Origin of the sequence: Saccharothrix sp. NRRL B-16348 (assembly GCF_001280085.1) — a bacterium.
In the GTDB taxonomy this organism is placed as follows: Bacteria; Actinomycetota; Actinomycetes; order Mycobacteriales; family Pseudonocardiaceae; genus Actinosynnema.
Genome location: NZ_LGED01000257.1, coordinates 138,630 through 162,565 on the forward strand (window position 1 = coordinate 138,630; position 23,936 = coordinate 162,565).

The 23,936-nt window shown below is 73.1% G+C and carries 21 protein-coding genes; 11 read left to right on the top strand and 10 right to left on the bottom strand.

The genetic code is table 11. The features are described 5' to 3' along the window. The first annotated feature begins 138 nt into the window (after positions 1–138). The gene (locus tag ADK67_RS42580) at positions 139–969 is read left to right on the top strand and encodes an alpha/beta fold hydrolase (RefSeq protein WP_053722274.1); all 831 of its coding nucleotides are present in this window, start codon (positions 139–141) and stop codon (positions 967–969) included. Here the strand turns inward: ADK67_RS42580 and ADK67_RS42585 are convergent. Genes ADK67_RS42585 through ADK67_RS42595 form a run of 3 tightly spaced genes read right to left on the bottom strand, consistent with a single transcriptional unit; the run spans position 923 to position 5,079 of the window. Continuing rightward, complete coding sequence (locus ADK67_RS42585; RefSeq protein WP_157621550.1) at positions 923–3,748, bottom strand: AAA domain-containing protein; 2,826 nt, start codon at positions 3,746–3,748, stop codon at positions 923–925. The two genes, ADK67_RS42580 and ADK67_RS42585, sit on opposite strands and share 47 nt — an antisense overlap. Before the next feature lie 40 nt (positions 3,749–3,788). Next, entirely contained in the window at positions 3,789–4,520 is a 732-nt protein-coding gene (locus ADK67_RS42590) for a class I SAM-dependent methyltransferase (protein ID WP_053722276.1), read from the bottom strand. Between the two features lie 10 nt (positions 4,521–4,530). Next, a complete protein-coding gene (locus ADK67_RS42595; RefSeq protein ID WP_157621551.1) occupies positions 4,531–5,079 on the bottom strand; it encodes a hypothetical protein in 549 nt (182 codons plus the stop codon). Between the two features lie 181 nt (positions 5,080–5,260). On the opposite strand from ADK67_RS42595, the gene ADK67_RS42600 reads away from it, so the two are divergent. Then, complete coding sequence (locus ADK67_RS42600) at positions 5,261–6,388, top strand: hypothetical protein (RefSeq protein WP_053722278.1); 1,128 nt, start codon at positions 5,261–5,263, stop codon at positions 6,386–6,388. A 123-nt stretch (positions 6,389–6,511) separates the two neighbouring features. Here the strand turns inward: ADK67_RS42600 and ADK67_RS50105 are convergent, their stop codons facing one another. Further along, the gene (locus ADK67_RS50105) at positions 6,512–6,955 is read right to left on the bottom strand and encodes a YbhB/YbcL family Raf kinase inhibitor-like protein (protein WP_231648643.1); all 444 of its coding nucleotides are present in this window, start codon (positions 6,953–6,955) and stop codon (positions 6,512–6,514) included. A 485-nt stretch (positions 6,956–7,440) separates the two neighbouring features. On the opposite strand from ADK67_RS50105, the gene ADK67_RS42610 reads away from it, so the two are divergent. Then, complete coding sequence (locus ADK67_RS42610) at positions 7,441–8,262, top strand: bifunctional DNA primase/polymerase (RefSeq protein ID WP_053722279.1); 822 nt, start codon at positions 7,441–7,443, stop codon at positions 8,260–8,262. Here ADK67_RS42610 and ligD read toward each other — a convergent pair. The 6 genes from ligD to ADK67_RS54935 all read right to left on the bottom strand — a co-directional run bounded on the left by ligD (position 8,259) and on the right by ADK67_RS54935 (position 15,234). After that, positions 8,259–9,203, bottom strand: coding sequence for a non-homologous end-joining DNA ligase (gene ligD, locus ADK67_RS42615; protein WP_053722280.1), 945 nt, complete (start codon positions 9,201–9,203; stop codon positions 8,259–8,261). The two genes, ADK67_RS42610 and ligD, sit on opposite strands and share 4 nt — an antisense overlap. A 28-nt stretch (positions 9,204–9,231) precedes the next feature. Then, a complete protein-coding gene (locus ADK67_RS42620; protein WP_063797916.1) occupies positions 9,232–10,344 on the bottom strand; it encodes an MFS transporter in 1,113 nt (370 codons plus the stop codon). Then, on the bottom strand, positions 10,344–10,958 hold the full coding sequence (locus ADK67_RS42625) for a hypothetical protein (protein ID WP_053722282.1): 615 nt from the start codon (positions 10,956–10,958) through the stop codon (positions 10,344–10,346). Before ADK67_RS42625 ends, ADK67_RS42620 begins: the two co-directional genes overlap by 1 nt. A 416-nt stretch (positions 10,959–11,374) precedes the next feature. Next, complete coding sequence (locus ADK67_RS42630; RefSeq protein WP_053722283.1) at positions 11,375–12,238, bottom strand: DUF4231 domain-containing protein; 864 nt, start codon at positions 12,236–12,238, stop codon at positions 11,375–11,377. Beyond that, positions 12,235–12,960, bottom strand: a complete 726-nt coding sequence (locus ADK67_RS42635) for a carbon-nitrogen hydrolase family protein (RefSeq protein WP_197289889.1) — start codon at positions 12,958–12,960, stop codon at positions 12,235–12,237. The genes ADK67_RS42630 and ADK67_RS42635 overlap by 4 nt, the downstream gene beginning before the upstream one ends. A 9-nt stretch (positions 12,961–12,969) precedes the next feature. Further along, positions 12,970–15,234, bottom strand: coding sequence for a rhamnogalacturonan lyase (locus tag ADK67_RS54935; RefSeq protein ID WP_053722284.1), 2,265 nt, complete (start codon positions 15,232–15,234; stop codon positions 12,970–12,972). A gap of 180 nt (positions 15,235–15,414) precedes the next feature. On the opposite strand from ADK67_RS54935, the gene ADK67_RS42645 reads away from it, so the two are divergent. The 8 genes from ADK67_RS42645 (at position 15,415) to ADK67_RS42680 (ending at position 23,649) form a co-directional block, all read left to right on the top strand. Then, complete coding sequence (locus ADK67_RS42645; protein ID WP_157621552.1) at positions 15,415–16,701, top strand: ABC transporter substrate-binding protein; 1,287 nt, start codon at positions 15,415–15,417, stop codon at positions 16,699–16,701. Positions 16,702–16,703: 2 nt separating this feature from the next. Beyond that, positions 16,704–17,660, top strand: a complete 957-nt coding sequence (locus ADK67_RS42650) for a carbohydrate ABC transporter permease (RefSeq protein WP_053722286.1) — start codon at positions 16,704–16,706, stop codon at positions 17,658–17,660. Further along, on the top strand, positions 17,657–18,526 hold the full coding sequence (locus ADK67_RS42655; RefSeq protein WP_053722287.1) for a carbohydrate ABC transporter permease: 870 nt from the start codon (positions 17,657–17,659) through the stop codon (positions 18,524–18,526). Before ADK67_RS42650 ends, ADK67_RS42655 begins: the two co-directional genes overlap by 4 nt. Continuing rightward, complete coding sequence (locus ADK67_RS42660; protein ID WP_053722288.1) at positions 18,523–19,059, top strand: hypothetical protein; 537 nt, start codon at positions 18,523–18,525, stop codon at positions 19,057–19,059. Before ADK67_RS42655 ends, ADK67_RS42660 begins: the two co-directional genes overlap by 4 nt. Next, on the top strand, positions 19,056–20,879 hold the full coding sequence (locus tag ADK67_RS42665) for a DUF6807 family protein (protein WP_053722289.1): 1,824 nt from the start codon (positions 19,056–19,058) through the stop codon (positions 20,877–20,879). Before ADK67_RS42660 ends, ADK67_RS42665 begins: the two co-directional genes overlap by 4 nt. 77 nt (positions 20,880–20,956) lie before the next feature. Next, positions 20,957–21,277 carry an L-rhamnose mutarotase gene (locus ADK67_RS42670; RefSeq protein ID WP_053722290.1) on the top strand — a complete coding sequence of 107 codons (321 nt, stop codon included), beginning with the start codon at positions 20,957–20,959 and terminating at the stop codon, positions 21,275–21,277. Positions 21,278–21,294: 17 nt separating this feature from the next. Beyond that, positions 21,295–22,479, top strand: a complete 1,185-nt coding sequence (gene rhaI, locus ADK67_RS42675; RefSeq protein WP_231648637.1) for an L-rhamnose isomerase — start codon at positions 21,295–21,297, stop codon at positions 22,477–22,479. A 144-nt stretch (positions 22,480–22,623) separates the two neighbouring features. Then, entirely contained in the window at positions 22,624–23,649 is a 1,026-nt protein-coding gene (locus tag ADK67_RS42680; protein ID WP_442974245.1) for a LacI family DNA-binding transcriptional regulator, read from the top strand. Positions 23,650–23,936: the final 287 nt, after the last annotated feature.

Sequence of the window (23,936 nt, forward strand, 5' to 3'; positions counted from 1 at the left end):
CTCAAGGCGCACGCAGGAGGTAACCGTTCGGCGGACACGCCAAACCACGATCTCCATCACTTTCCGACGTCACGTCGCGCACGGGCTCCGCGGCCCGATCGGCCGAGCCGTCCACCCGCCCGCTGTTAGGCTCCGCCCGTGGTGACGGAGATCGACATCGACCTGCCCGACGGCCGCACGCTGCACGCGTACGACACGGGCGCGGGCGACCTGGCCGTGATCTGGCACCACGGCACACCGAACGTCGGCGCACCTCCCGCGCCGCTCTTCGCCGCCGCCGAACGGCTCGGCCTCCGCTGGGTGTCCTACGACCGCCCCGGCTACGGCCGGTCCACGCCGGATCCCGGTCGGGACGTCGCGTCCGCCGCCGGCTGTGCCGCGTCCGTCGCCGACGCGTTGGGCATCGACCGGTTCGCCGTGTTCGGGCACTCCGGTGGCGGGCCGCACGCCCTCGCGTGTGGCGCCCTGCTGCCGCAACGGGTGCTCGGCGTGGTCAGCGTGGCCGGGCTCGCGCCCCGTGACGCGGACGGCCTGGACTGGTTCGCGGGCATGGCGGCGTCCGGCGTGGCGTCGTTGCGCGCGGCCGAGGCGGGCCGTGCGGTGAAGGAGCGGTTCGAGGCGTCGAGCGTCGTGTACGACCCGGAGTTCACCGAGGCGGACCTCGCCGCGCTCACCGGTGACTGGTCGTGGTTCAACGACGTCGTCGGGCCCGCCGTGCAGGCGGGGCCGGCCGCGTTGATCGACGACGACCTCGCCTACGTCGGCCCGTGGGGCTTCGACCCCGCCGACGTGACCGCGCCGGTGCTGCTGCTGCACGGTCGGCGCGACCGCGTGGTGCCCAGCTCGCACGCCGAGTGGCTGGCGCGCCGGTGCGCCGCGGCCGAACTGCGGCTCTCCCCGGACGACGGGCACATCTCGATCGTCACGTCCGCTCCGTCGGCGCTGGACTGGCTGCGCGAGCGGGCGTAGTCGGTCCCGGCGCGAGTTCCTGCGCCAGCTCCACCGCGGCCCGCGCCGGGTCGTCGGCGAACCGGCTGGGGAACGCGTCGTGCACCCGCCAGCCCGCGCCGCGCAGGGCACGCCACCGGGCCACGTGCGCCGCGGCGCCGTCCGGGTGCGGCCGGGTGTCCAGGGCGACGGCCGACGCGCGTTCGCCCACCACCAGGTCGACCCGCCACTGGCCGACGGGGTAGCCGGTGCGCGAGGTCAGGCCGAGACCGGTCAGCTCGGCCGCCAACCGCCGCGTCCACTCGTCGGACGGCGGGGCGCCCTCGGTCTCGGTCGGCGGCACCTCCGCGTGCCGCAGGTACTCGGCGAGGAGCCCGACCGGCTTGGTGGCCGACGTGACGACGTGCACCAGCCGCCGCGCCCGCGTGGTCAGCACGGCGAGCAGGTTGCGGTCGTTGGCGAACCGCCAGGCGGCCGGTCGGTCGGCGTCGGTCAGCGCCAGGCTGATCACGACCTCGTCGAACTCCGAGCCCTGCACGCCGTGCACGGTGCCGACGCGCACCCCGCCCGTGGTGATCTCGTCCAGGCTGAGGCGGTCGAGCAGCGCCTGTTCCAACGCGTCCGCCTGCGCCCGGAACGGCGTCACGACGCCGATCGAGCGGACACCCGCGGCGATCCGGCGGCGCAGGTGCGCGAGCACCGCGTCCACCTCGACCTCGTTGACGCCCTTGTCGTCACGGACGCCTTCGACGTGCTCGACGTCGATGCAGTCCACGTCCGCGATCGCCGGGTGCGTGGTGAGCAGCGCGATCCGCCCCTCGTAGAACCGGGTCGCGGCGAACCCGATCAGGTGCGGCGCGCAGCGGTGGTGCTCGGTCAGCCAGTGCACCCCGGCCGCCGCCGTGCCCGCGTCGAACAGGCTGACCTTCGGCACGTCCAGCCGGTCCGCCAACGACTCCGTGCCCTCCGCCGTCAACGCCTCGCGCACGGCCTGCTCGCCGACGAACGACACGTGCCGCAGCTGGCGCGGGTCGCCGCCGATCACGGCACGCCTGCCCCGCAGCAGCGCGGGCGCCGCCAGCGGCTGGTCCACGTGGCTCGCCTCGTCGATCACGACCAGGTCGAACATGCCCGGCACGGCGGGCAGGATGTCCTCCACGTCGGCCAACGTGCCCACCCACAGCGGCAGGGCCTGCGCCAGGTCCGCCGGCGACACGTCCGCCAACGCCCGCCGCCGCGCCGCCCGACCCGACCGCAGCGCCGTCGCCAGCGCCGCCACCGCCCGGCGCGGCCCCGCGCCATGACGGCTCACCGCCAGGGTGGCCAGCCACGCGGCGATCGCGGCGTGGCCGCGCGCGTCCTCCTCGGCCAGCAGCCCGCGCAGGGCGTCCAGCGACGTGCCGCCGTTCGCGGCGACCCGGACCTGCGCGGCGGACTGCTCGGCGGCCCGCACCGCCGCTTCCAGGTCCACCACGTCCACGTCGTCCGCCGCGCCCGCCAGCCGCCGCGCGGACCGGACCGCCCACCGCGTCCTCACCCCGCCGAACAGCCCGTGCCGCGGGCGCAGCAACCCGTGCAGCCGGTCGAAGTCCACGCCTTCGCCGAACGCGCGCGGCGCCACGACCCGGTGCGCCGGCATCAGCGCCTCGAACCGCACCGCCGCCGCGACCAGCTCCTCGTCCCGCAACGCCTCGCGCACCGCGCGTTCGACCCGCGCCACCGCCGCGACCGCGCCCTGCCTGCTCCGGTCGAGCCGGTCCAGCTCGCCCTTCGCGGTGGTGGCGGCCAGGCCGGCGCCCAGCTCCCGCGCCATCTCCTGCCGCAGCTCGGAGTCGCCGAACAGCACCGGCACCGGCCCGCCGGCGCGGCGCAACGCCTCACCGAGCACGTCGGCGGCGTTGCGGGTCCGGCTCGCCAGCAGCACCGAACGGCCCGACGCCACCGCGTCCAGCGCGATCGCGGCCAGCGTGTGGGTCTTGCCGCTGCCCGGCGGTCCGCCGATCACGGTCACCGGCGCGGTGCGGGCCGCGGACACGGCCGCATGCTGGCTCGGGCTCAACGGCACCGCCCCGTGCACCACGCTGTCGTCCACCGCCGCGTCCTCCGCCGACGAGTACAGCCCGGCCAGCGCCGTCCGCTCCACGCCGGCGCGGCGGGCCCACGCGTAGAGCGCGGCGCCCCGCTCGGTGCTGACCACCGGCTCGCCCGCGTGCAGCCCGGCGCCGGCCACCACGACCAGCTCGTCGCCGCCGACCAGCCGGCTCGGGTCGTGGTCGGGCCCGAGCACCGGCACGTCGGCGAACCCGCTCGCGGCCAACGTCGCGCTGATCCACTCCGTGCCCCTGGCCAGCCGCGTCTCCAGCTCCGCAGCCTTGGACCAGTCGTCGAGCAGCGGGAACATCCCCACGTCGCCCGCGATGTGGAAGACGTAGCCGCGCCGACCCGCCGGGTGCAGCCGGACCGGCCGCGACACCAGCGGCAGGCACACCCGCCTGCGCTGGCCGTTCAGCGTCGCCGGCCCGCACAGGAACGCCCAGCCCAGCCGCAGCAGCCGTTCTTCCTGGTGCAACGCGTCGAACGAGGCGAGCCGGTCGACGGTCGCCTGCTGGCCGGGCCGCGCCGTCCACGGCACCGGCGTCCAGGCGGGCGGCGCCAGGTTCTGGGCGAGGGTCCGCCACGCGGACTCGTCGGCGCCCAGCCACACGAGCCCGGCCGTCCTGGTCAGGTCGAGCTGGACCCGCTGCGGCTGCTCGGACGCGCTGAGCCGGGCCAGCGTGCGCAGCACTGCGGGAACGGTCACGGGGAAATCCTGCCATCCGGGCCCGACGGCGAGGCCCGGGTCAGGCGCGACCGGTGAACACCGCGAAGCTCGGGCTGCGGCGCAGCGGACCCCAGAACTCCTCGCCGCGGTCGTCCTCGGGGACCACGGTGGCGTGCCGGGTGACGTCGTGCAGCCCGGCGCGGGTCAGCGCGGCCTCGAACGCCCCGGCCGGCCAGTAGAACGAGTCGAAGTCGAACGGCGGGTCGCCGAGCACGCGCACCACCACCGGCTGCCGCACGTCGGGCGGCCCGGTGCGGATCACCTCGTAGCCGTAGCGGGCGTAGTCGGCGAGCACGTCCCAGTCCGCGTCGGGGTTGGGCACCACCACGGCGAGCGTGCCGCCGGGCGTGAGGTTGGCGCGCAGGTTGCCGATCATCCGGTCGAGCGCGGCCTCGTCCTCGGCGTACCCGAGCAGCCAGATCGCGGTCACCACGTCGAAGACGCCCAGCACCGGCAACGTGTCCGCGTCGTGCCGGTGGTAGGTGATGCCGAGCGGCGTGCGGCTCTCCACCTCGCGCGCGTGGGCGACCATCTCGTTCGCCGAGTCGACGCCCACGACCCGGTCCGCGCCGAGGCGGCGGAACTCGCGCGGGTAGAAGCCGGTGCCGCAGGCGACGTCGAGCACCGACTTCCCGCGCAGGTCGGGCAGTGCGGCGAGGAGCGTGGCGCGTTCGGCCAACCCGGTCGGGATGTGCTTGGTGCGCTCGTAGAGCGCGGCGAGCGCGTCGTACTGGTCGTCCGATTCCGCCATGTCCGCGACTTTATGGCCGGCCGTAAAGACCCCGGTAGCCCGAACCGGCGAAGTGGTCGGCGAACGGCCGGATCGTGGCGGCCAGCCGGATCAGCGCGCCGTCGCGTTCCAGCGCCTGCTGGATGACGGGCTGGTGGCCGGGGTGCGCGCCGAGCACCACGATCACCTCGGCGATGTGCTCGGCTTTCACGGCCACGCCGATCGGCGCGAGGCACTCGCGCACGGCCAGCGCGTCGGTGCGCGCGATCCGGCGGCCCAGGCCGGCCATCCGGGCGGGGTCGGCGGCCAGCGCCGCGGTGAACCCCGGCATCGCGACCTCGTCCCGGGCCAGGTCGCCGAAATCCGCGAGCAGCGCCAACGACAGCATTTCGTACGCGGTGCGGAGGCGTTCGGCCCCGATCGAGTGAGTGTCGACGCGGAACGCCCGGATCAGCCGTTCGGCGACCGCCACCACGTCCCGCCGGCGCACGACGCCATCGGCGTTGGAATCGAACAACCGGAGTCGGCGCGCGAATCTTTCGACGAGGTCACCGGCGTCCATGACCTCATTGCGATTCATAGCGCCCCCTACAGCCATGTTATGGGACCTGGACGCCATTATCACTACCCGAAGGGATGAACGCCGCTTCCCCGTGTGAGTGATTCGCCCGCACCTCCCGCGTCTTACCGCCTCCTTACCGTCACCGCGCGGCCCTTCCGGTTCCTCCATGCCCTCACCACACTCGGTCACGGATGATCACATGGAGGTGATGGTGGGCGTGAACTGGAAGGCGACCGCGGTGGCGGTCGCGCTCGGCGTGCTCTCGACGACCGCGACCGCGACGGCGGACACCGGTGGCTGGACGCGGGTCGAGGCGCCGGAGTCGGGGCTCGACTACCTGTTGGAGGACGTCAGCGCGGTGAGGCCGGACCTGGCCTACGCCGTGGGCATGGGCGAGAGCGCCGGCGGGCTGTTCCTGCTGCGGTGGGACGGCTCCCAGTGGCGGCACGAGGAGAACCTGCCGGCGCGGACGGGCTACTCGGCGTTGTTCGGCGTGCACACCCGCGGCGGCGGGGTGCTCGCCGCGGGCCAGGACTGGGTCTCCGGCGCGACCCGGCCGCTGCTGCTGGCGCAGCGCGGCGGGGTGTGGTCGAAGGCCGTCGGGGTCGTGCCGGACGGCGAGCAGGCCCGGCTGTCCGACGTCGCGTTCGTGTCCGACAGCACCGGCTGGGCGGTGGGACGTGAAGGCTCCGGCCTCACCCAGCGCCCGGTCGCGCACCGCTGGAACGGCACCGTGCTGGAGCGGTTCGCCCTGCCGTCGGCGGGCACGTACGGCGAGGCCAAGGGCGTGTCCGGCACGTCGGCAGGTGACGTGTGGGCCGTCGGCACCGATGGCGGGCTCGCCGGCGCCGCCTCGCGTGGCGTGACGTGGCGCTGGAACGGCGTCGCGTGGCGCGAGGTGCCGGTGCCGACCTTCGGCGCGCACCAGGTCGAGCTGACCGACGTGGTCGCGGTGGGCGCCGCGGTGTGGGCGGTGGGCCGGGCGGACGGCCGCCCGCTGACGTTGAGCTGGACCGGCAGCGCGTGGACGGAGGTGAAGATGCCGCTCGTCGCCGCCGGGACCAGGCTCAACGCGGCGGCCGACGACGGGCGCGGCGGCCTGTGGGTGGCCGGCGAGACCAAGGTGGGCCGCGAGTCGATGCCGTTCCTCGGCCACCACCGGGCGGGTGACTGGAGCACGGAATCCCCGGAAGGGCTGGCGCACAGCTCGATGCGCGGCATCACCGCGCTGCCGGACACGGCGTCCGCGTGGTCGACCGGGCGGTACTTCCGCGTCGGCGGCTTCTGCTACGGCGGCTGCCGGGCCACCATCGCGGTGCTCGGCTGACGCGCCGGCGGGTGGCGGACCGTCGCGGCCCACCACCCGCCGCCGTGCTCAGGGTCCACAAGGTCGCTTCATGGCGGCGGGCGCAAGGCACGTTCGGGCAGAGCGGCCCGGGAGCGCTGCCGGTCAGCGGGCGAACAGCCCGACCAGCGTGCCGTGGGCCAGCACCCGGCCTTCGACCGCGGCGCGCAGGTCGTCGGCGGTCGCGTCCTCGCCGAGGCCCAGTGGCCGGTCGACGGCGTAGACCCGGAAGAAGTAGCGGTGCGGCTCGTCGCCCACCGGCGGGCGTGGCCCGCCCCAGCCCTGCTCTCCGAAGCCGTTGCGGCCCTCGACCGAGCCCTTCGGCGCGGCGCCCTCCTCGACCGCGGTCACGTCCGCCGGGATGCCGGTGACCACCCAGTGCGTGAACGTGCCGCCCGGCGCGTCGGGGTCCTCGCACAGCAGCGCCAGCTCCGCCGTGCCCGCCGGCACGTCGGACCACTCCAGCGGCGGCGACGTGTTGCCGCCCTCGTAGGAGTACCGGTCGGGGATCAGGGTGTGACCGCTGAACGCGGAACTGCGCGCGTGCAGGCCACCGTCCTCCTCGACACCGCCACCGCCGCCGGGAGGACCGGCCGCCCGGTCGCCGACCGGACGCGGCGGGTTGTCGCGCTGGAGCTCCTCGTTGGCGGCCCGGTCGGCGTGCCGGTCCGGCACACCCCGGTCGTCGTACTCGCCACGCAGGCGCGTGCGGCGCACGTCGTAGGCGTGGCTCCCGGGATCGGGCATGGTCGGCTCCCCTCCACTCGTGGCGAACCACTGGCCTACCCGCCTGGGCCCCCGATACACCTCTCGCGGACCTCGCCCGGCCAGGGTTGCCGAGGAGCCGCGGCGGGCACCCGAAGAACCGGTGCCGGTGTCGCGCCACCTCCGGCTCAGCGCGCGAGCTGGGCGAGACGTCGCGACGTGACGGAGCCGTGCACAGCATCCTGGTGGCCCTGTACCGGCCGTCCCGACCCCGGCACACTGGAGATCGGCGGCGCTTCCCCCGTTGCCCGACACTAGGGGGAACGAGCATGACCAGGTACCGGGCGGCGTTGGCCGCCGCGACCAGGGGTTGGCCCGTGATGCCGTTGCAGCCGCACGGGAAGACGCCCGCGCTGCGCGGCTGGGACGACGAGGCCACCCTGGATCGCGACCGGATCAGGCACTGGTGGTCGCGCCGCGCCTACAACGTCGGCATCGCGTGCGGCCCGGCCGGGCTGCTCGTGGTCGACCTCGACGTGCCGCACGGCCGCGAGGCGTTCGCCCGCCGCGCCTGGCAGCACGGCGACGAGGACCCGCGCGACACCTACACGGTGGCGACGCCCAGCGGGGGAGAGCACCGCTACTTCCAGGCGCCGGACGTGCCGCTGGGCAACACCGCCGGCCGGATCGCGCCGCACGTCGACACGCGAGGCGTCGGCGGGTACGTGGTCGCCGCCGGCTCCCTGCTCGGCCCCGACCGCTACCGGGTGGTGCGGGACGCGCCGGTCGCGCCCGCGCCCGAGTGGCTGGTCGCCGTGCTGACCCCGCCGCCACCGGAAGACCTGCCGATCCCGACCCAACGCCCGTCGCCGCGCCGGGTCGACGCCTACCGCGCCGCCGTGGTCGAAGGCGAGGCCGAACGCGTCCGCGAGGCACGCCCCGGCGCACGCGCGCACATCGTGTTCACCGCCGCGTGCCGGCTCGGCGAGCTGGTCGGCGCCGGCTGGCTGGACGAGGCCACCGCGATGGCGGTGCTGCTGGCCGCGGCCGCGAGGCACAACGGCATCGAGGGCTGGACCGAACGGGAGGCGCTTCACCACGTGGAGAACGGCATCGCGCTGGGCCGCCGCCGGCCCCGCGTCCTGCGTTAGGGCTCCGGCACGTCCACCCCGTCGCGGTCGGCCCACTCCAGCAACGGCTCCAGCGAGAACACCGCGTCGTCGATCCCGGCGTGCAGGTCGCCCAGCTCCGCGAACCGGGCGGGCACCGTGGCGATGGTGAAGTCACGCGGGTCCAGCGAGTCGATCTCGTCCCACCGCACCGGCGTGGACACGGTCGCCTCCGGCACGCCGCGCACCGAGTACGCGCTGGCGATCGTGTGGTCGCGCGCGTTCTGGTTGTAGTCCACGAACAGGCTGCGCGGGTCGCGGTCGCGTCGCCACCACGCCGTGGTCACGTCGTCCGGCGCCCGCCGCTCCACCTCCCGGGCGAACGCCAGCGCCGCCCGCCGCACGTCGGCGAAACCCCACTCCGGCTTGATCCGCACGTAGATGTGCAGGCCGGAGCCACCCGACGTCTTGGGCCAGCCCACCGCGCCCAGGTCGTCCAGCACCTCGTGCGCCACGTGCGCGACCCGCCGCACCCGGTCGAACGGGCAGTCCGGCATCGGGTCGAGGTCGATGCGCCACTCGTCCGGCTTCTCCGTGTCGGCGCTGCGCGAGTTCCACGGGTGGAACTCCACCGTCGACATCTGCACCGCCCACACCACGTCCGCCACGTCGGTCACGCACAGCTCGTCGGCGTGCCGGTTGTACCGGGGGAAGTGCACGCGCACGGTCCGCACCCACGGCGGCGCGCCGCTGGGCAGCCGCTTCTGGTGCACCTTCTCGCCGGCCACCCCGGACGGGAAGCGGTGCATCATGCACGGCCGCTCGCGCAACGCGCGCACGATCCCGTCGCCGACCGACAGGTAGTAGTTGGCGAGGTCGAGCTTGGTCTCCCCGCGTGCGGGGAAGTAGACGCGATCCGGGTTCGAGATCCGCACGACGCGGTCCCCGACCTCCAGCTCCACCGAAGGCACCTTTCCGGCCATGCGGGAAACCTAACCCGGATCGCGTCGATCAGCGCGTCACCAACCTCCTTTCGCGGGTCGTGGCGGCGATCGCGACGGCCGCGACGGCGACGGCGGCGCCCACGAGGGGGACGGCCGGGGCGGCCACCGCACCGCCGAGCACACCCGCACCGGCGATGCCGGTGTAGATGGCGGACGCGTTCAGAGCGAGCAGGAGGTTCGCCCGGTCCGGGTCCACCGCCACCAGCGCCGCGAACAGGGGCGGGTTGAACGCCCAGAACAACGCGCCCCACGCCGCCATCACCACGAACGCCGTCGGCCCGGCCAACATCGTCGGCAGCACCACGAGCACCGCCGCACAGCCGCCCAGCGCCACCAACAGCGGCGTGCGCGGCCCGTGGCGGTCCGCCGCCACCCCGCCGATCGCGTTGCCCAGCACACCGCCGACGCCGTAGGCGAGCAGGTGACCGCCGTCCGGCGGCCGACCGGTGATCGGACCCAGGTAGCCGTAGACGCTGAACGTGGCCAGGCACGCCAGCAGCGACACGGCCAGCAACCGCTGCACGGGCGGGTCCGCCAGCGGCGCGAGCCGTTGCCGGAACCCCACCGCCGGTCCCGGCCGCACCGACGGCACGGCGGACCGCACCACCACCGCCGCCACCACGCACAACACCGCCACCAGCACGAACGCCGCCCGGTAACCGTGCCGGTCGGCGACGAACCGCCCGGCCGGGACCCCCAGCAGCGTGGCCGCGGTCAACCCCGCCGTCACGACCGCCATCGCCTTGGCCTTGTGCCCGGGATTGAGCTGGGCCGCGACCGCCGTCGCCGCCGGCGTGGCCAACGCCGCCCCGCACGCGGTGAGCACCCGGGCGACCAGCAGCAGGTCCAACGTCGGCGCCAGCGCCGCCCCGATGTTGCCCAACGCCGCGACCAGCAACGCGACCACCAACAGCGCCCGCCGCTCGACCCGCGCGGTGAGCATCGCCAACACCGGCGACCCGACCGCGTAGGCCAAGGCGAACACCGTGATCGTCTGCCCCGCCGCCCCAGCGCTGACCCCGTGATCATCCGCGACCTCGGTCAACACCGCCGCCACCACGTACCCGCTGGACCCCGCCGCCACCGTCGTCGCGGCGAGCGCGGCGGTCCGGGCGCGCATCACGACACCAGTCGTGGCGGCGCCGGTGTCAGTCGCGTGGTCAGGTCAGGTGGTCGGCGACCGGTGAACGCGACCCGGTAGACGGTCTCCCGCACCAACGCCACCGGTCTCCCCGCGCTGAGCAGGGTGGCCTGGCACCACAACGCGGGCACGTCGTCGGGTTCGTCGGGCAACGGCTCGGCGAAGTCCGGGTCCTCCGGCGCACGAGTGGTGGTCGCGTAATGCGTGGCCCGGTGCGCCCCGGTGACCAGCAGACCAAGCGGCGTGTACCCGCGAGCCAACTCGTCACGCCCAGGCTCATCCAACTCAAGACCGCGCTGATGCACCAACGCGGTGATCGCCGCCAAACGCGGCCCACCGTCACCGAGGTGCGGCACCAGGTAGCCCTCGCGCCGTGTCACCGCCGTGTGCGGAGGTAAGCCGAGCAAATGGGCCTGTCGAGGCGTCAGGTGGTGCAGAACATCGGGCTGCCGGGGTTCGCGGCGCAGGCGGTAGCCCACCCACAGGGACAGCACACGGGTGAAGGGGACGGGTACGTCGCGCAGGAACCGGGCCATGGTCTCGGCCCGAACCCCCGCCTCATCCGCGTGTGCGGCGTATACGGAATGGATCATCGGGGTGCACCTTCCGTTGAGGCCGCACGTCGTTGTGCGGGCGTCGGTGCGATGACCCCCACGATGAGGCCGCATCAATGCGGAAACATCGGTCGGCTGACGTAGAAGATCGCCACCCACTCCACTGTGGACAACCCAACCGGCCTCACAACGGCCCCGGAATCGATGTACCTAGGCACCTACCCCAACGGCCGCACATCGGACCCGGCGCACCCCCACCGAGGCCCGATTTGACATGGGTTCGGGTGCTTTAGGCTGGTCGAAGCCGGGCAGGCTTGGCGGACGCTCTTCCCGCCAGGCCTGCCCGGGTTTGGCCTGCCTGGAGTGCCCGTAAGGGCCCCATGTCAAATCGAGCCGGACCCAATCGCGCCCATCAAACGGGACTCGACCACCTGCTCACCCTCACCCCGACCGCCTCAACTCTCCACCGGCCGCGACGCCAACCACAACCGATGCTCCCGCCCCATCGACTTCTCGGCCTCCGCCACCACGTCACCCCACGACGCCTCATCCGCGTCCACCAGCTTCGCCCGCACCAGCACCAGCTCCCGCGCCGCCATCGAGTAACTGGTCGCGAGCGTCGAGTGCCGCCGCGTCCCGAGCCACGCCGCCCCGCTCGCCACGGCCGCCGCGAGCACGCCGGACATGTCGACGTTCCACTCGCTGAACGTCCGCACCCCCGCGAGCACGATGGCCGCCACCTCGCCGGCGATCAGCGCGATGCGCCACTGCAACGTCCGCTGCCGGTTGTGCCGGGCCCTGGCCGAGTACCAGTCCTTCTGCTCTTTCAGGCGATGCTCCAGGTACTCGGTCCGCCGCTGCTCGAACGGTGCCGCCCGCAACGCGGTCATCCCCTGTGTGGGTGACGGGTCGTCGCCCTCCATCGAGAGCCGCTGCTCACCCTCCGCGACCACCTCGGCCACCCGGTCGTGGTACAACGCCTCCGCCCGTGCCGCGTCAGCCGGGAACGGCGCGCCGGCCACCGCGTACCGCCACGCCAGCGTCTTGATCGACTCGGCGACCGCGCGCCCGGCGTACCAGTCGCGCTCGGGTTGCTGCGTCCACAGCAGGATCTCGACCACCAGCGCCACCGCGAACGCCACCATCGCCAGCGCACCGCCCGGTGAAGCGCCGAAGGCCGTCCAGGTCATCGCGCCGCCGATCGCCGCGACCACGGCGCTGACCAGGCGGACCCGGCTCCACGCCAACGCCTGTCGCTGCCCTCGCCGCGACGCGTTCTCGGCGTTGTGGAAGAAGGCGGGTAGGTCGGCGTCGGTCATGCCCCTCCGTCCGTGGAGCGTCCTGGGATCACCGCCCGCACCACGGCGTCCACCTCGGTGCCGGCGCGACCGATCATCCCACCGGAGGAGTCCCACACTGCCGAACGACCCGCCGCCGACTCGTACCCTTCACCCGTCGTGCCGGCGAAGCTCGCCATCGCCACCCACACCCCGTGCTCGGCCGCGACCCGCCGTGCCCGCTCGTCCAACACGCCCGAACCCCACATGTGCTCCAACATCCCGGCCACGTACACGTCCACGCCCAACGCCACCGTGTCCGCCGCGTGCCGCGGCACGCCGGTGTCCTTGCACACCGCCAACCCGAGCCGCACCCCATCCACCTCGACCACCGCGGGCGCGTCACCAGGACGGAAGCGCACCGCCTCCCCGCCACCGAGCCACATCTTCCGGTACGCGACCCGCACCCCCGCGCCGGTCACCTCCAGCACACCAATACCAACCCCACCCGCACCCGCCCCACCAACCAACCCAACCGGCGCACCCGCCAACGCCACCGTCCCCGTCTCGGCACACGCCACCACCAACGGCTCCAGCATCGAGAACGGCACCACCGGCGCGTCGAAGTGGTACCCCGTCAACGACAGCTCCGGGAACACCACCACCCGCGCCCCAGCCGCGCGCACCGCCTCCGCGTGAGCCGCCACGTTGGCGGCCACGTCGTAAGGGGTGCAGCGCGGCTGGGCCACGGCAATCGTGATCACCCACCGACCCTAACGCGGCACCTTCGCCCACTCGACGTCCGAGGCCAGGTAGAAGCCGGTGTACGCGGGCTGGTTGTACGCGGTCTGCTGGCGGGCCACGTCCACCCGGTACTGCGGGTCGTGCATCAGCGTGTAGAGCTTGTGGCCGGTGACCTCGGTGCTCAGGTAGATCCGCAACGCCGAGCTGTCCGCGGTGCGCACCAGCAACTCCTCACGCCAGTCGCCGAGCACGTCCGCCACCAGCGCCGGGTTGCCCTTCGTGCCGTTGTTGGTTCGCGTGCCCTCGGCGGTCAGCACCGTGCCGCGCCGCCAGTCCTTGATCGTCGGCGTCACGTCCTGCGCGCCGTCCACGATCTGCGTGGTCAGGTCCGCCGCCCACCGGATGCTCGCGTTCGTGCCGGGGGTCGCGGTCGACAGCGGCCGCCCGTCGGCCGACCACAGCCCCGCCGCGTTCGTGCCGCCGGGCAGCGACGCCCACGTCTCCAGCCCCGGCTCGTCCGGCAGCACGTCACCGACCATGCCGCGCCCGGTGTCCCGGCCGGTGTACCCGCCGTAGATCACCTCACCGGTGGCCGCGTCACGCAGCGCGTAGCCGTAGGGCGCCGACGTCGCGCCCTCGTGCACCATGTAGATCTCCAGCCCCGGCCGGGCCGGGTCGATGTCGGTCACGTGCAGCGCGTCGCCGTGGCCGAGCCGCGCCACCGCGCCGGGGTTGGCGCTGCCCGGCGGCAGCACGGCCGACGAGTTGTACAGCACCTTGCCGTCGTGGTCGATGGTGGACGCCCCGTACACGATCTCCTGCTTGCCGTCGCCGTCCACGTCCGCCGCGCTCAACGAGTGCGCGCCCTGCGTGGCCAGCCCGCCGTGCGTCGGCGACGTGCCGTCCCGCCCGTGCACCGGGAAGTTGAACGGGTTGCTCATCTGCACCCAGCCGCTGTCCACGAACCAGTCCTTGACCAGCTTGCGGCCGTTCCACCGGTACGCGGCCAGCGTGGTGCGCGTGTAGTAGCCGCGGGCGAAGACCGCCGACGGCCGCTTGCCGTCCAGGTACGCGACGCCGGCCAGGAACCGGTCCACCCGGTTGCCCGGCTCGATCCGGCTCAACGCGTAGTCGCCCCACATGAGCCCGTCGTCGTGCCGACCCGGCTCGTACCGCACGGTCTCCAGCTCACGGCCGGACTTGCCGTCGAACACGGTCAGGTACTCCGGGCCGTCGACGATGAAGCCGGCGAACGCCCGCAGGTTGTTGCGCGTGCTGCGGCTGGGCGCGTACACGTCCACGAAGTGGTCCGCGAGTGCCCGCGCGTCCACATCGGACAACGGGTAGGTGTGCCGGACGGGGATGCCGAACGCCTGCTCCAACGTCGCCGGCCACCGGCCCGCGACCACCTCGGGGTGCTCGTGCCAGCCCCGGAACATCTTCACCACGTGCTCGTAGTAGCCCGCGGCGCTGAGCCGGTAGTCGTCGCTGTGCGAGTAGCCCGCGCGCACGTCCTCGCGCGGCATCGTCACGTGCCGCTCCGACACCGCGTTCCCGTGCCGGTCGTACGTCGTCACCTTCGACCCCGGCGCGGTCTTCATCATCATCTCCGAGCGGCCGTCGCCGTCGAAGTCGTAGACCAGGAACTGCGTGTAGTGCGCGCCGGACCGGATGTTCACGCCCAGGTCCACGCGGTGCAGCAGCGTGCCGTCGAACCGGTACGTGTCGACGTAGGTCGGCCCGGTGTAGCCGACCTGCGAGACGTCCTTCTGGTTGGACGGGTCCCACTTCACCACGTACTCGTAGCTGCCGTCGCCGTCCACGTCGCCGACGCTCACGTCGTTGGCCGAGTACGTGTACGCCTCACCGGCCGGCGTCACGCCGTCGGCGGGCTTGCGCAGCGGCAGGTCGTAGGACCCTCCCGCCCACGGCGCCGCGGGTTCGCTCGCCTCGCCCTGCCGACCGCGGACCACCGGCGCCACCCGGTACTCCGAGCCGCCCTCCCGGTCCAGGTAGTTGGTGCTGTCGGTGACCGTGGCGATGCGGCGGCCGTCGCGGTAGACGGCGAACGCCGGGCCGGCCAGGCCCGTGCCGGTGTGGCCGGTGGCCTCGTGGCGCAGCAGCCGCCAGCTCAGGAACACCCCGCCGTCGGTGCGCGCGGCGACCAGGCCGCGGTCGAGTCGTTCGAGCCGCGGGCCGTCGGGCGAGGCCGTGGCGGGGGACGAGACGGGGGACGCGCTCAGGACTAGCGCTAGGGCCGCCAGGACGGCGGGTAGGGGTCGGACGCGGGGCATCTGCGGCCTCCAAAGGGCGCGGCGTTGCGCGAGGGGCGTGATGACGCCACAGGATGAACCGTTTCAACGCGAAAGGCAAGACCGGCCGACTTCAGCGCCGGAGCGCCGGAAAATCAGCCTTGACGCGGTGATGGGGCTCACCTAGCTTGGTTGAACCGATTCAACCGAGAGGTGAGGGTGATGGGACGAGTGTCTCGCCGCGGCGCGGCAGGCCTGCTGGTCGGGCTGGTGTCGCTGACCGCAGCGCTGTCCGGCTGCGGTAGCGATTCGGCCGACGGCCCGGTGACGCTGCGGTTCGTCTGGTGGGGCAACGAGGACCGCGCCAAGGTCACCAGGGCGGCGGTCGACGAGTTCCAGAAGCGCAACCCCGACATCAAGGTGGAGACGGAGTACAGCGGCTACGACGCGTACTTCCAGAAGCTGTCCACGCAGGTGGCCGGCGGCGCGGGACCGGACCTGCTCCAGTTGGACCGGGCCACGGTAGGCGAGTACGCGGGCCGCAAGGTGCTGGCCGACCTCGGCGAGCACACCGGCAAGGACCTCAAGCTCGACAAGATCCCGGCGAACCTGCTGGAGGGCGGCAAGGTCGACGGTAAGCAGTACGCCGTCGCCGGCGGCGCGACCACCCAGATGCTGATCTTCGACCCGACGCACTTCGAGGCCGCGGGCGTGCCGGTGCCGACCGCGCCGGGCGAGAAGTGGACGTGGGCGCAGTTCACCGAGGCGATGACCAAGGTCGGCGCGGCGGGCCAGGTCGCGGGCACCACGGACTTCGGCTGGGCCGTCGACTGGTTCGAGGTGTGGCTGCACCAGCACGGCAAGTCCCTCTACACCCCCGACGGCAAGCTCGGCTTCACCGCCGACGAGCTGGCCGAGTACTGGGAGATGATCGGCACGATGCGGTCGGGCAAGGGCGTCTCGGCGGCCGAGGTCACCACCAAGATGGACGGCTCGGTGCAGAACTCCGGCATCGTGACCAAGCAGGCCGCCTCCGAGATCGGCTACGACTCGGCCGTCACCGGCTACTTCGGCGCGTTCGGGCCGAACCTCAAGCTCGCGCCGCTGCCCAGCGACGTGGCGGAGAGCGGCATGGCCGCCATGCCGCCGGTGTCGTTCGCGGTGTCCCAGCGGTCCAAGCACAAGGCCGCGGCGGTGAAGCTGCTCGACTTCCTGCTCAACGACCCCGAGGCGGGCAAGCTGCTCGGCGCGTCGCGCGGCGTGCCGCCGAACGAGGAGATCCGCGCGCAGGTGTGCTCGTCGGCCGACGGCGGCAGCAAGGCCGTGTGCGACTACGAGGCGGCGCAGCAGGACAAGATCGGTCCCGCGTTCGGCGCCTGGCCCACCGGCTCCTCGGCCATCAAGCGGGACTTCCAGCGCACCTACGACGACGTGATCTTCAACCGGGTGAGCGTCGCCGACGCGGCCAAGCGCGTGGTCCAGGACGCCGAGCAGTCGCTGGGGTCCTGAGCATGACCCAGTCCGTGCTGACCAGGCCCCCGGTCCCGGCCGACCCGCCGCCGACGTCCGCCGCGCGCGGCCGTCGGCGGCGCGGCCAGGGCGTGGCCTACCTGTTCCTGTCGCCGTGGATCATCGGCGCGGCGCTGCTGACCATCGGCCCGATGGTGGCGTCGCTGTACCTGTCGTTCACCGACTACGACCTGTTCGAGGCGCCGACGTGGATCGGCGTCGACAACTACGTGACCATGTTCACCGGCGACGAGCGGTTCTGGCACGCGGCGTGGACCACGACCAAGTACGTGCTCGTCTCGGTGCCGCTCAAGCTCGGCCTGGCGCTCGCGGTGGCCATGCTGCTCAACCGGGCGCGCAAGGGCGTCGGCCTGTACCGGTCGGCGTTCTACGCGCCGTCGCTGCTGGGCGCGAGCGTGAGCGTGGCGCTGGCGTGGCGGGCGATGTTCTCCACCGACGGCACGGTCGACCGGGTGCTGTCCTCGATCGGCCTGGACATCGGCGGCTGGGTCGACCAGCCGCAGTACGCGCTGCTCACGCTGGTGGCGTTGGCCGCGTGGCAGTTCGGCGCGCCGATGGTGATCTTCCTGGCCGGCCTGAAGCAGGTGCCGCGCGAGCTGTACGAGGCGGCGGCCATCGACGGAGCGGGACCGTCGCGCCGGTTCCTCAGCGTCACGCTGCCGATGCTGTCGCCGGTGATCCTGTTCAACCTGGTGCTGGAGACGATCCACGCGTTCCAGGCGTTCACCGGCGCGTTCGTGGTGAGCAGCGGGCGCGGCGGTCCCAGCGACTCGACCCTGCTCTACCCGCTGTACCTGTACCAGCGCGGGTTCACCGACTTCCGGATGGGTTACGCCTCGGCGATGGCCTGGGTGCTGCTCGCCGTGGTCGCGATCCTGACCGCGCTGGTGTTCCGCAGCGCCCGGCGCTGGGTGTTCTACGCGGGGGAGGACCGTTGAGCACGTTGACATCCGCGACCGCGGCCAAGTCGTCGGCCGCGCCGGGCAGGGTGCTGTGGCACGTCCTGGTCGTCGGCGTGCTGCTGGTGCTGCTGTACCCGGTGATCTGGCTGGTCTCGACGTCGTTCAAGCCGGCGACCGAGGTCATCTCGACGCTCGCGCTGCTGCCGCGGGACCCGACCGGCGACAACTACGCCGAGGTGTTCGACGGCGTCGGCGAGTTCGGCGTGCTGCACTACTTCTGGAACTCGCTGGTGATCTCGGTCGGCGCGGTGGTCGGCAACGTGCTGTCGTGCTCGCTCGCGGCCTACGCGTTCGGCCGGCTGCACTTCCGGGGCCGCGGCCCTCTGTTCGGGTTCATGATGATGACGATCATGCTGCCGCAGCACGTGGTGCTGATCCCGCAGTACGTCATCTTCCAGCAGTTGGACATGGTGAACACGTTCTGGCCGCTGGTGCTGCCGAAGTTCTTGGCCACGGACGCGTTCTTCATCTTCCTGATGGTGCAGTTCATCCGCTCGCTGCCGCGCGAGCTGGACGAGGCGGCGACGCTGGACGGCTGCGGCCCGGTCGGCGTGTTCCGGCACGTGATCCTGCCGCTGCTGCGGCCCGCCCTGATCACCACCGCGATCTTCACGTTCATCTGGACCTGGAACGACTTCTTCAGCCAGCTGATCTACCTCAACGACCCGGAGAAGTTCACCCTGCCGCTGGCGCTGCAGCTGTTCATCGACCAGGCGACGCAGTCGGCGTTCGGGCCGATGTTCGCCATGTCGGTGCTCGCGCTGCTGCCCATCGGCCTGTTCTTCCTGGCGTTCCAGCGGTTCCTCGTGGACGGCGTGGCGACCTCCGGTCTCAAGGGATGAGCGCCTGGGCGCGGCCCTTGGCCCTGCTGGCCGAGGTGCTGCTGATCGGAGTGCTGGTGACCGCGGCGGCGCTGCCGGTGCTGACCGCGCTGCCCGCCGCGGCGGCGGGCGCCGTGCTGCTGCGCGAACTGGTGGACGACGGCCGCACGCCGACGGCGCGGCGGTTCGTCGTGCTGCTCGGTCAGGCGGTGCGCGACCCGTTCGCCGTCGTGCTGCCGCTGGTGGTGCTCGCGGTCGGTGCGCTGGACGTCCTGGCGTTGCTGGGCGGCCTGCCGGGCGCGTCCGTGCTGGGGCCGGTGATCGGCCTGGCGCTGGCCGCGGTGGTGCTGGTGCTGCTGCGGGCGGCGGCGCGGTGGAACCCCGGTGACCGGTGGGCGGTGCTGCTCACCGCGCCGTCGCGCGACTGGGTCGGCTACGCGTACCTGGTGGTCGCGCTGGCGGTGGCCGGGCTGGTGGTCGTGCAGGCGCCCGCGTTCGCCGTCGTCGTGCCCGGCCTGCTGGTGTTCGCCGCGGTCGCGGTGGAGCGCCGGTGACGCCGCGGGTGGTGCTCGCCGGTGCCGCCGGCTACGGGCGGCTGTACCTGCGCGAGATCGCCGCGCTGGAAGCCGAGGGCCTGGTGCGGCTCACCGGCGTGTGCGAGGTGGACCCGCTCGACGGCGAGGCGCAGCGGCTCGTCGGCCACCGGCCGGTGGACGCCGACCTGGCGGAGCTGATGCGCGACGCGGACATCGGCATCGTGTCCACCCCCATGCACACGCACGTGCCGTTGGCGCGTCAGGTGTTGGCCGCGGGCGCGCACTTGTTGCTGGAGAAACCGCCCACCCCCACCCTGGCCGACTGGCACGACCTGGTCGACCGGTCCGCGGGCAGGGTGGTCCAGGTCGGGTTCCAGAGCCTCGGCTCGCACGCGGTGCACCGGCTGGCCGAGCTGATGCGGTCCGGCACGTTGGGCGAGATCCGGGGCATCGGCGTGCGCGGCACGTGGTCGCGTGACGACACCTACTACACCCGTGCGCCGTGGGCGGGCCGACGCACGCTCGACGGCGTGCCGGTGGTGGACGGCGCGCTGACCAACCCGTTCGCGCACGGCATCGCGACCGCGTTGGCGCTGGACGGCAGCACGGGCGTGGACGACGTGCACGACATCGAGCTGGAGCTGCTGCGCTCCCGCGACATCGAGGCCGACGACACCTCCTGCCTGCGGCTGCGCACCCGCAACGGCACGGTCGTCGTGGTCGCGGTGACGCTGTGCGCCGAAGTCGTGCGGGAACCGGTGCTCGTCGTGCACGGCAGCCGCAAGCGCGCGGTGCTGCACTACAGCCAGCACCGGCTCGTGATCGACGGCATCGAGGAGCGCTACCGGCACGACTCGCCGCTGCGGAACCTGCTGGACCACCTGGCGGACCCGGCCGTGCCGCTGCACGCGCCGCTGGCCGGTACCGGGGCGTTCATGCGGGTGCTGGAGGCCGTCCGCACCGCGCCGGACCCCGTGCCGATCGACCCCGCGTGGTTGCGGCGCAACGGCAAGCGGGTGGACGTGGACGGCGTGGACCACGTGGTGGCCAAGGCCGCCGAGCAGCTGCGCACGTTCGCCGAGCTGGAGGTGCCGTGGTCGCCGCTGGGCGGTGTGGCCCGGCACGGCTGGGACGGCGTGGCGCTGCCGCTGGTCGTGCCGCGGCCGGCGCTGCACCCGGTGCGCACGCTCGGCGGGATCGTGGTCACCGGCGAGCACCCGGACGACCACCCGTGGCACCGGGGCATCGGCCTCGCGTTACCCGACGTCAACGGCGTCAACCTGTGGGGCGGGCGCAACTACGTGCCCGGACAGGGGTACGTGCCGGGCGAACTCGGCCGGGTCGAGGAGACCGGACCGGGCGAGCTGGCCTGGTGCGACTCGGCGGGCGCGGTCCTGCTGCGCGAACGCCGGCGCGTCCGCCGCCGGATGGTCGCCGACGGCTGGGAGCTGGAGTGGACCAGCGTGCTCACCGCCGAGGTCGACGTGGTGCTGCACAGCCCGGGCAGCAAAGGCCGGGAGGGCGCGGGCTACGGCGGCTGGTTCTGGCGGCTGCCCGACCTCGACCCGCTGACCGTGCGGGTCTTCAGCCCCAACGGCGCCGGCGAGGCGGAGGTCAACGGCCGGACCGCGCCGTGGCTGGCCGTCGTGGTCGGCGATCCCCGGCGCCCGTGGACGGCCGTGGTGTCCGGTCCGACCGACCCGTGGTTCGTGCGGGTCGACCAGTACCAGGGCATCGGCTCGGCGCTCGCCTGGCACAAGCCGGTCGTGCTCGCGCCGGGGGAGGAGCGGGAGGTCGCCGTGCGGGTGGCGTTCTACGACGGTGTGCGTCCGCCGTGAGTAGTCCAGACCATTGACAAGCCTTGCGGCGTAACCATAACGTCGTCGTGAAACGTTTCAGTACCGAGGAGGGTCGCGTGCGACGTGTCTGCTTCCTGCTCCGGGTGCGCCCGGAGCGGCTGGAGGAGTACCGGGAGCGGCACCGCGAGGTGTGGCCGGAGATGCGGGAGGCGCTGCGGGAGACCGGCTGGGGCAACTACAGCCTCTTCCTGGCCGACGACGGGCTGCTCGTCGGCTACCTGGAGACCCCGGACTGGGACGCCGCCCAGCGTGGCATGCGCGACCGCGAGGTGAACGACCGGTGGCAGGCCGAGATGGCCGAGTTCTTCACCGCGCTGGACGGCAGGCAGCCCGACGAGGCCATGAGGCCGCTGACCGAGGTCTTCCACCTCGACTGAGCAGTGAGGAGTCCGAAGTGGACACCAAGACAGGAGCACCAGGGGTGGGCGCCGTGGCCGAGGCCCTGGCCGGGCAGCGGATCGAGCTGCCGTCGTGGGCGTTCGGCAACTCCGGCACCCGGTTCAAGGTGTTCGCGCAACGCGGCGTGCCGCGCACCCCGCACGAGAAGGTCGCCGACGCGGCCACCGTGCACCGGTTCACCGGCGTGGCGCCGTCGGTGGCGCTGCACATCCCGTGGGACGCGGTGCACGACTACGCGGAGCTGGCCGAGTTCGCCGAGGACCACGGCGTGTCCCTCGGCACGATCAACGCCAACGTCTTCCAGGACGACGCGTACGTGCTCGGCAGCGTGTGCTCGCCCGACCCGGCGGTCCGCCGCAAGGCGCTCGACCACCTGATGCGGTGCGTCGACATCATGGACGCCACGGGGTCGCGCGACCTGAAGCTGTGGTTCGCCGACGGCACCAACTACCCCGGCCAGGACGACATCCGGGCCCGCCAGGACCGGCTCGCCGAAGCGCTGCGCGAGACGTACGCGCGGATCGGGCCGAACCAGCGGATCCTGCTGGAGTACAAGCTGTTCGAGCCCGCGTTCTACACCACCGACGTGCCGGACTGGGGCACCGCCTACGCGCACTGCCTGGAACTGGGCGAGCGGGCGCGGGTCGTGGTCGACACCGGGCACCACGCGCCGGGCACCAACATCGAGTTCATCGTCGCCGTGCTGCTGCGCGCGGGCAAGCTCGGCGGGTTCGACTTCAACTCCCGCTTCTACGCCGACGACGACCTGATGGTCGGCTCGGCGGACCCGTTCCAGCTGTTCCGGATCATGTTCGAGGTGGTGCGGGGCGGCGCTCTCGCGGCCGACTCCGGGGTGGCGTTCATGCTCGACCAGTGCCACAACATCGAGCCGAAGATCCCCGGCCAGATCCGGTCGGTGATGAACGTGCAGGAGGCCACCGCGAAGGCGCTGCTGGTCGACCGGGACGCGCTGGCCGCGGCGCAGCGCGCCGGTGACGTGCTCGGCGCGAACGCCGTGCTGATGGACGCCTACAACACCGACGTGCGGCCGCTGGTGGCGTCCGTGCGCGAGGGGATGGGCCTGGACCCCGACCCGATGGCGGCCTACGCGCGTTCCGGGTACGGCGAGCGGATCGTGGCCGAGCGGGTCGGCGGCGAGCAGGCGGGGTGGGGCGCGTGAACCACCTGGGGTGAAACGATTTAACGCTGCCGGCCGGCGATTAAGATCGGCTGTGGCGTCGTGCCGGACCGGGAACGGTGCCGGCCGATAGAGTCCAGCCCTTCACCCCCTGCTGTCCGCCGAGGAGGCGCGGTGGTTTCACCGGTGAGCATCCGCGATGTCGCCACGCGCGCGAAGGTGTCCGTCGGCACCGTCTCCAACGTGCTGAACCGCCCCGAGGTCGTCGCGCCGGCGACCCGCGACCGGGTCATGGGCGCGATCGAGGAGCTCGGCTTCGTCCGCAACGACGCGGCCCGCCAGCTGCGCTCGGGCACACCGCGCGCCATCGGGCTCGTGGTGCTCGACGTGGGCAACCCGTTCTTCACCGACGTCGCCCGCGGTGTCGAGGACACCGCGAGCGAGGCCGGGCACGCGGTGATCCTGTGCAATAGCGACGAGTCGCCGCAGCGCGAGGCGAGGCACGTGGAGCTGCTGGCCGAGCAGCGCGTGCACGGCGTGCTGATCACGCCCGTGGAGACGGACCTGGCCCCGGTGCGCCGGCTGCGCGACCGCGGCATGTCCGTGGTGCTGCTCGACCACCCGACCACCGACCCGGATCTGTGCTCCGTGGCCGTGGACGACCGGGCGGGCGGCGAGCTGGCGGTCACCCACCTGCTGGCCGAGGGCTACGAGCGGATCGTGATGGTCAACGGGCCGTCCCGGATCCACCAGGCCAGGCAGCGGCACGAGGGCGCGGTCGACGCGGTGCGCAAGGCGGGCCGCGACGCCGGCGTGCTGGAGGAGCTGAAGGTGCCGGCGCTCAACGTGGTCTCCGGGCAGCGCGCGGGCGAGCAGCTGCTGGCCCGCTCCACGCGGCCGGACGCGGTGTTCTGCGCCAACGACCTGCTCGCGCTGGGCGTGCTGCAGGTGCTGGTGCGGGCGGGCGTCCGGGTGCCGGAGGACCTCGCGATCGTCGGGTACGACGACATCGACTTCGCCGCCGCCGCGGCCGTGCCGCTCACCTCGGTGCGCCAGCCGCGCCAGCTGATCGGCCGCACGGCCGCCGAGCTGGTGATCGCGGAGTCGATGACGCCCGCCGAGCACGAGCACCGGCACGTGCTGTTCGCCCCGGAGCTGGTGGTGCGCGAGTCGAGCCGCCGGGTGCCGCGGACCCGGCGCCGCACCAGGTGACCGGCGGTCGTTGAACCTTTTCAGAGCACCTCCGGGCAGGTGAGCGCGCCCGTTCGGACCAAGTGGGACACCGTGGTCGTGAATCGTTTCATGCCTTGACGGCGAGTCGGTGGCGGTGCTGTCATGTGCCTGGCGAGGGCGTTACCCCGATCACGTCTGGGAGCGCTCCCAGGATCAGCGACGAAGGAGCAACGGTGCTCACCAACTCGTTCAGAGCGCGGGCGATCGCCGCCGTCACGGCGATCGGCGCGCTGACCGGAGGCCTGTTGGTCGCAGGCGTGGCTTCG

What these genes read in the sequence shown, in the direction of transcription:
- ADK67_RS42620 (WP_063797916.1), bottom strand. Translation starts at nt 10,344, where the DNA reads ATGCGCGCCCGGACCGCCGCGCTCGCCGCGACGACGGTGGCGGCGGGG.
- ADK67_RS42610 (WP_053722279.1), top strand. Translation starts at nt 7,441, where the DNA reads ATGACCAGGTACCGGGCGGCGTTGGCCGCCGCGACCAGGGGTTGGCCC.
- ADK67_RS42650 (WP_053722286.1), top strand. Translation starts at nt 16,704, where the DNA reads ATGACCCAGTCCGTGCTGACCAGGCCCCCGGTCCCGGCCGACCCGCCG.
- ADK67_RS54935 (WP_053722284.1), bottom strand. Translation starts at nt 15,234, where the DNA reads ATGCCCCGCGTCCGACCCCTACCCGCCGTCCTGGCGGCCCTAGCGCTA.
- ADK67_RS42645 (WP_157621552.1), top strand. Translation starts at nt 15,415, where the DNA reads ATGGGACGAGTGTCTCGCCGCGGCGCGGCAGGCCTGCTGGTCGGGCTG.
- ADK67_RS42595 (WP_157621551.1), bottom strand. Translation starts at nt 5,079, where the DNA reads ATGAATCGCAATGAGGTCATGGACGCCGGTGACCTCGTCGAAAGATTC.
- ligD (WP_053722280.1), bottom strand. Translation starts at nt 9,203, where the DNA reads ATGGCCGGAAAGGTGCCTTCGGTGGAGCTGGAGGTCGGGGACCGCGTC.
- ADK67_RS42625 (WP_053722282.1), bottom strand. Translation starts at nt 10,958, where the DNA reads ATGATCCATTCCGTATACGCCGCACACGCGGATGAGGCGGGGGTTCGG.
- ADK67_RS42600 (WP_053722278.1), top strand. Translation starts at nt 5,261, where the DNA reads ATGGAGGTGATGGTGGGCGTGAACTGGAAGGCGACCGCGGTGGCGGTC.
- ADK67_RS42630 (WP_053722283.1), bottom strand. Translation starts at nt 12,238, where the DNA reads ATGACCGACGCCGACCTACCCGCCTTCTTCCACAACGCCGAGAACGCG.
- ADK67_RS42590 (WP_053722276.1), bottom strand. Translation starts at nt 4,520, where the DNA reads ATGGCGGAATCGGACGACCAGTACGACGCGCTCGCCGCGCTCTACGAG.
- ADK67_RS42660 (WP_053722288.1), top strand. Translation starts at nt 18,523, where the DNA reads ATGAGCGCCTGGGCGCGGCCCTTGGCCCTGCTGGCCGAGGTGCTGCTG.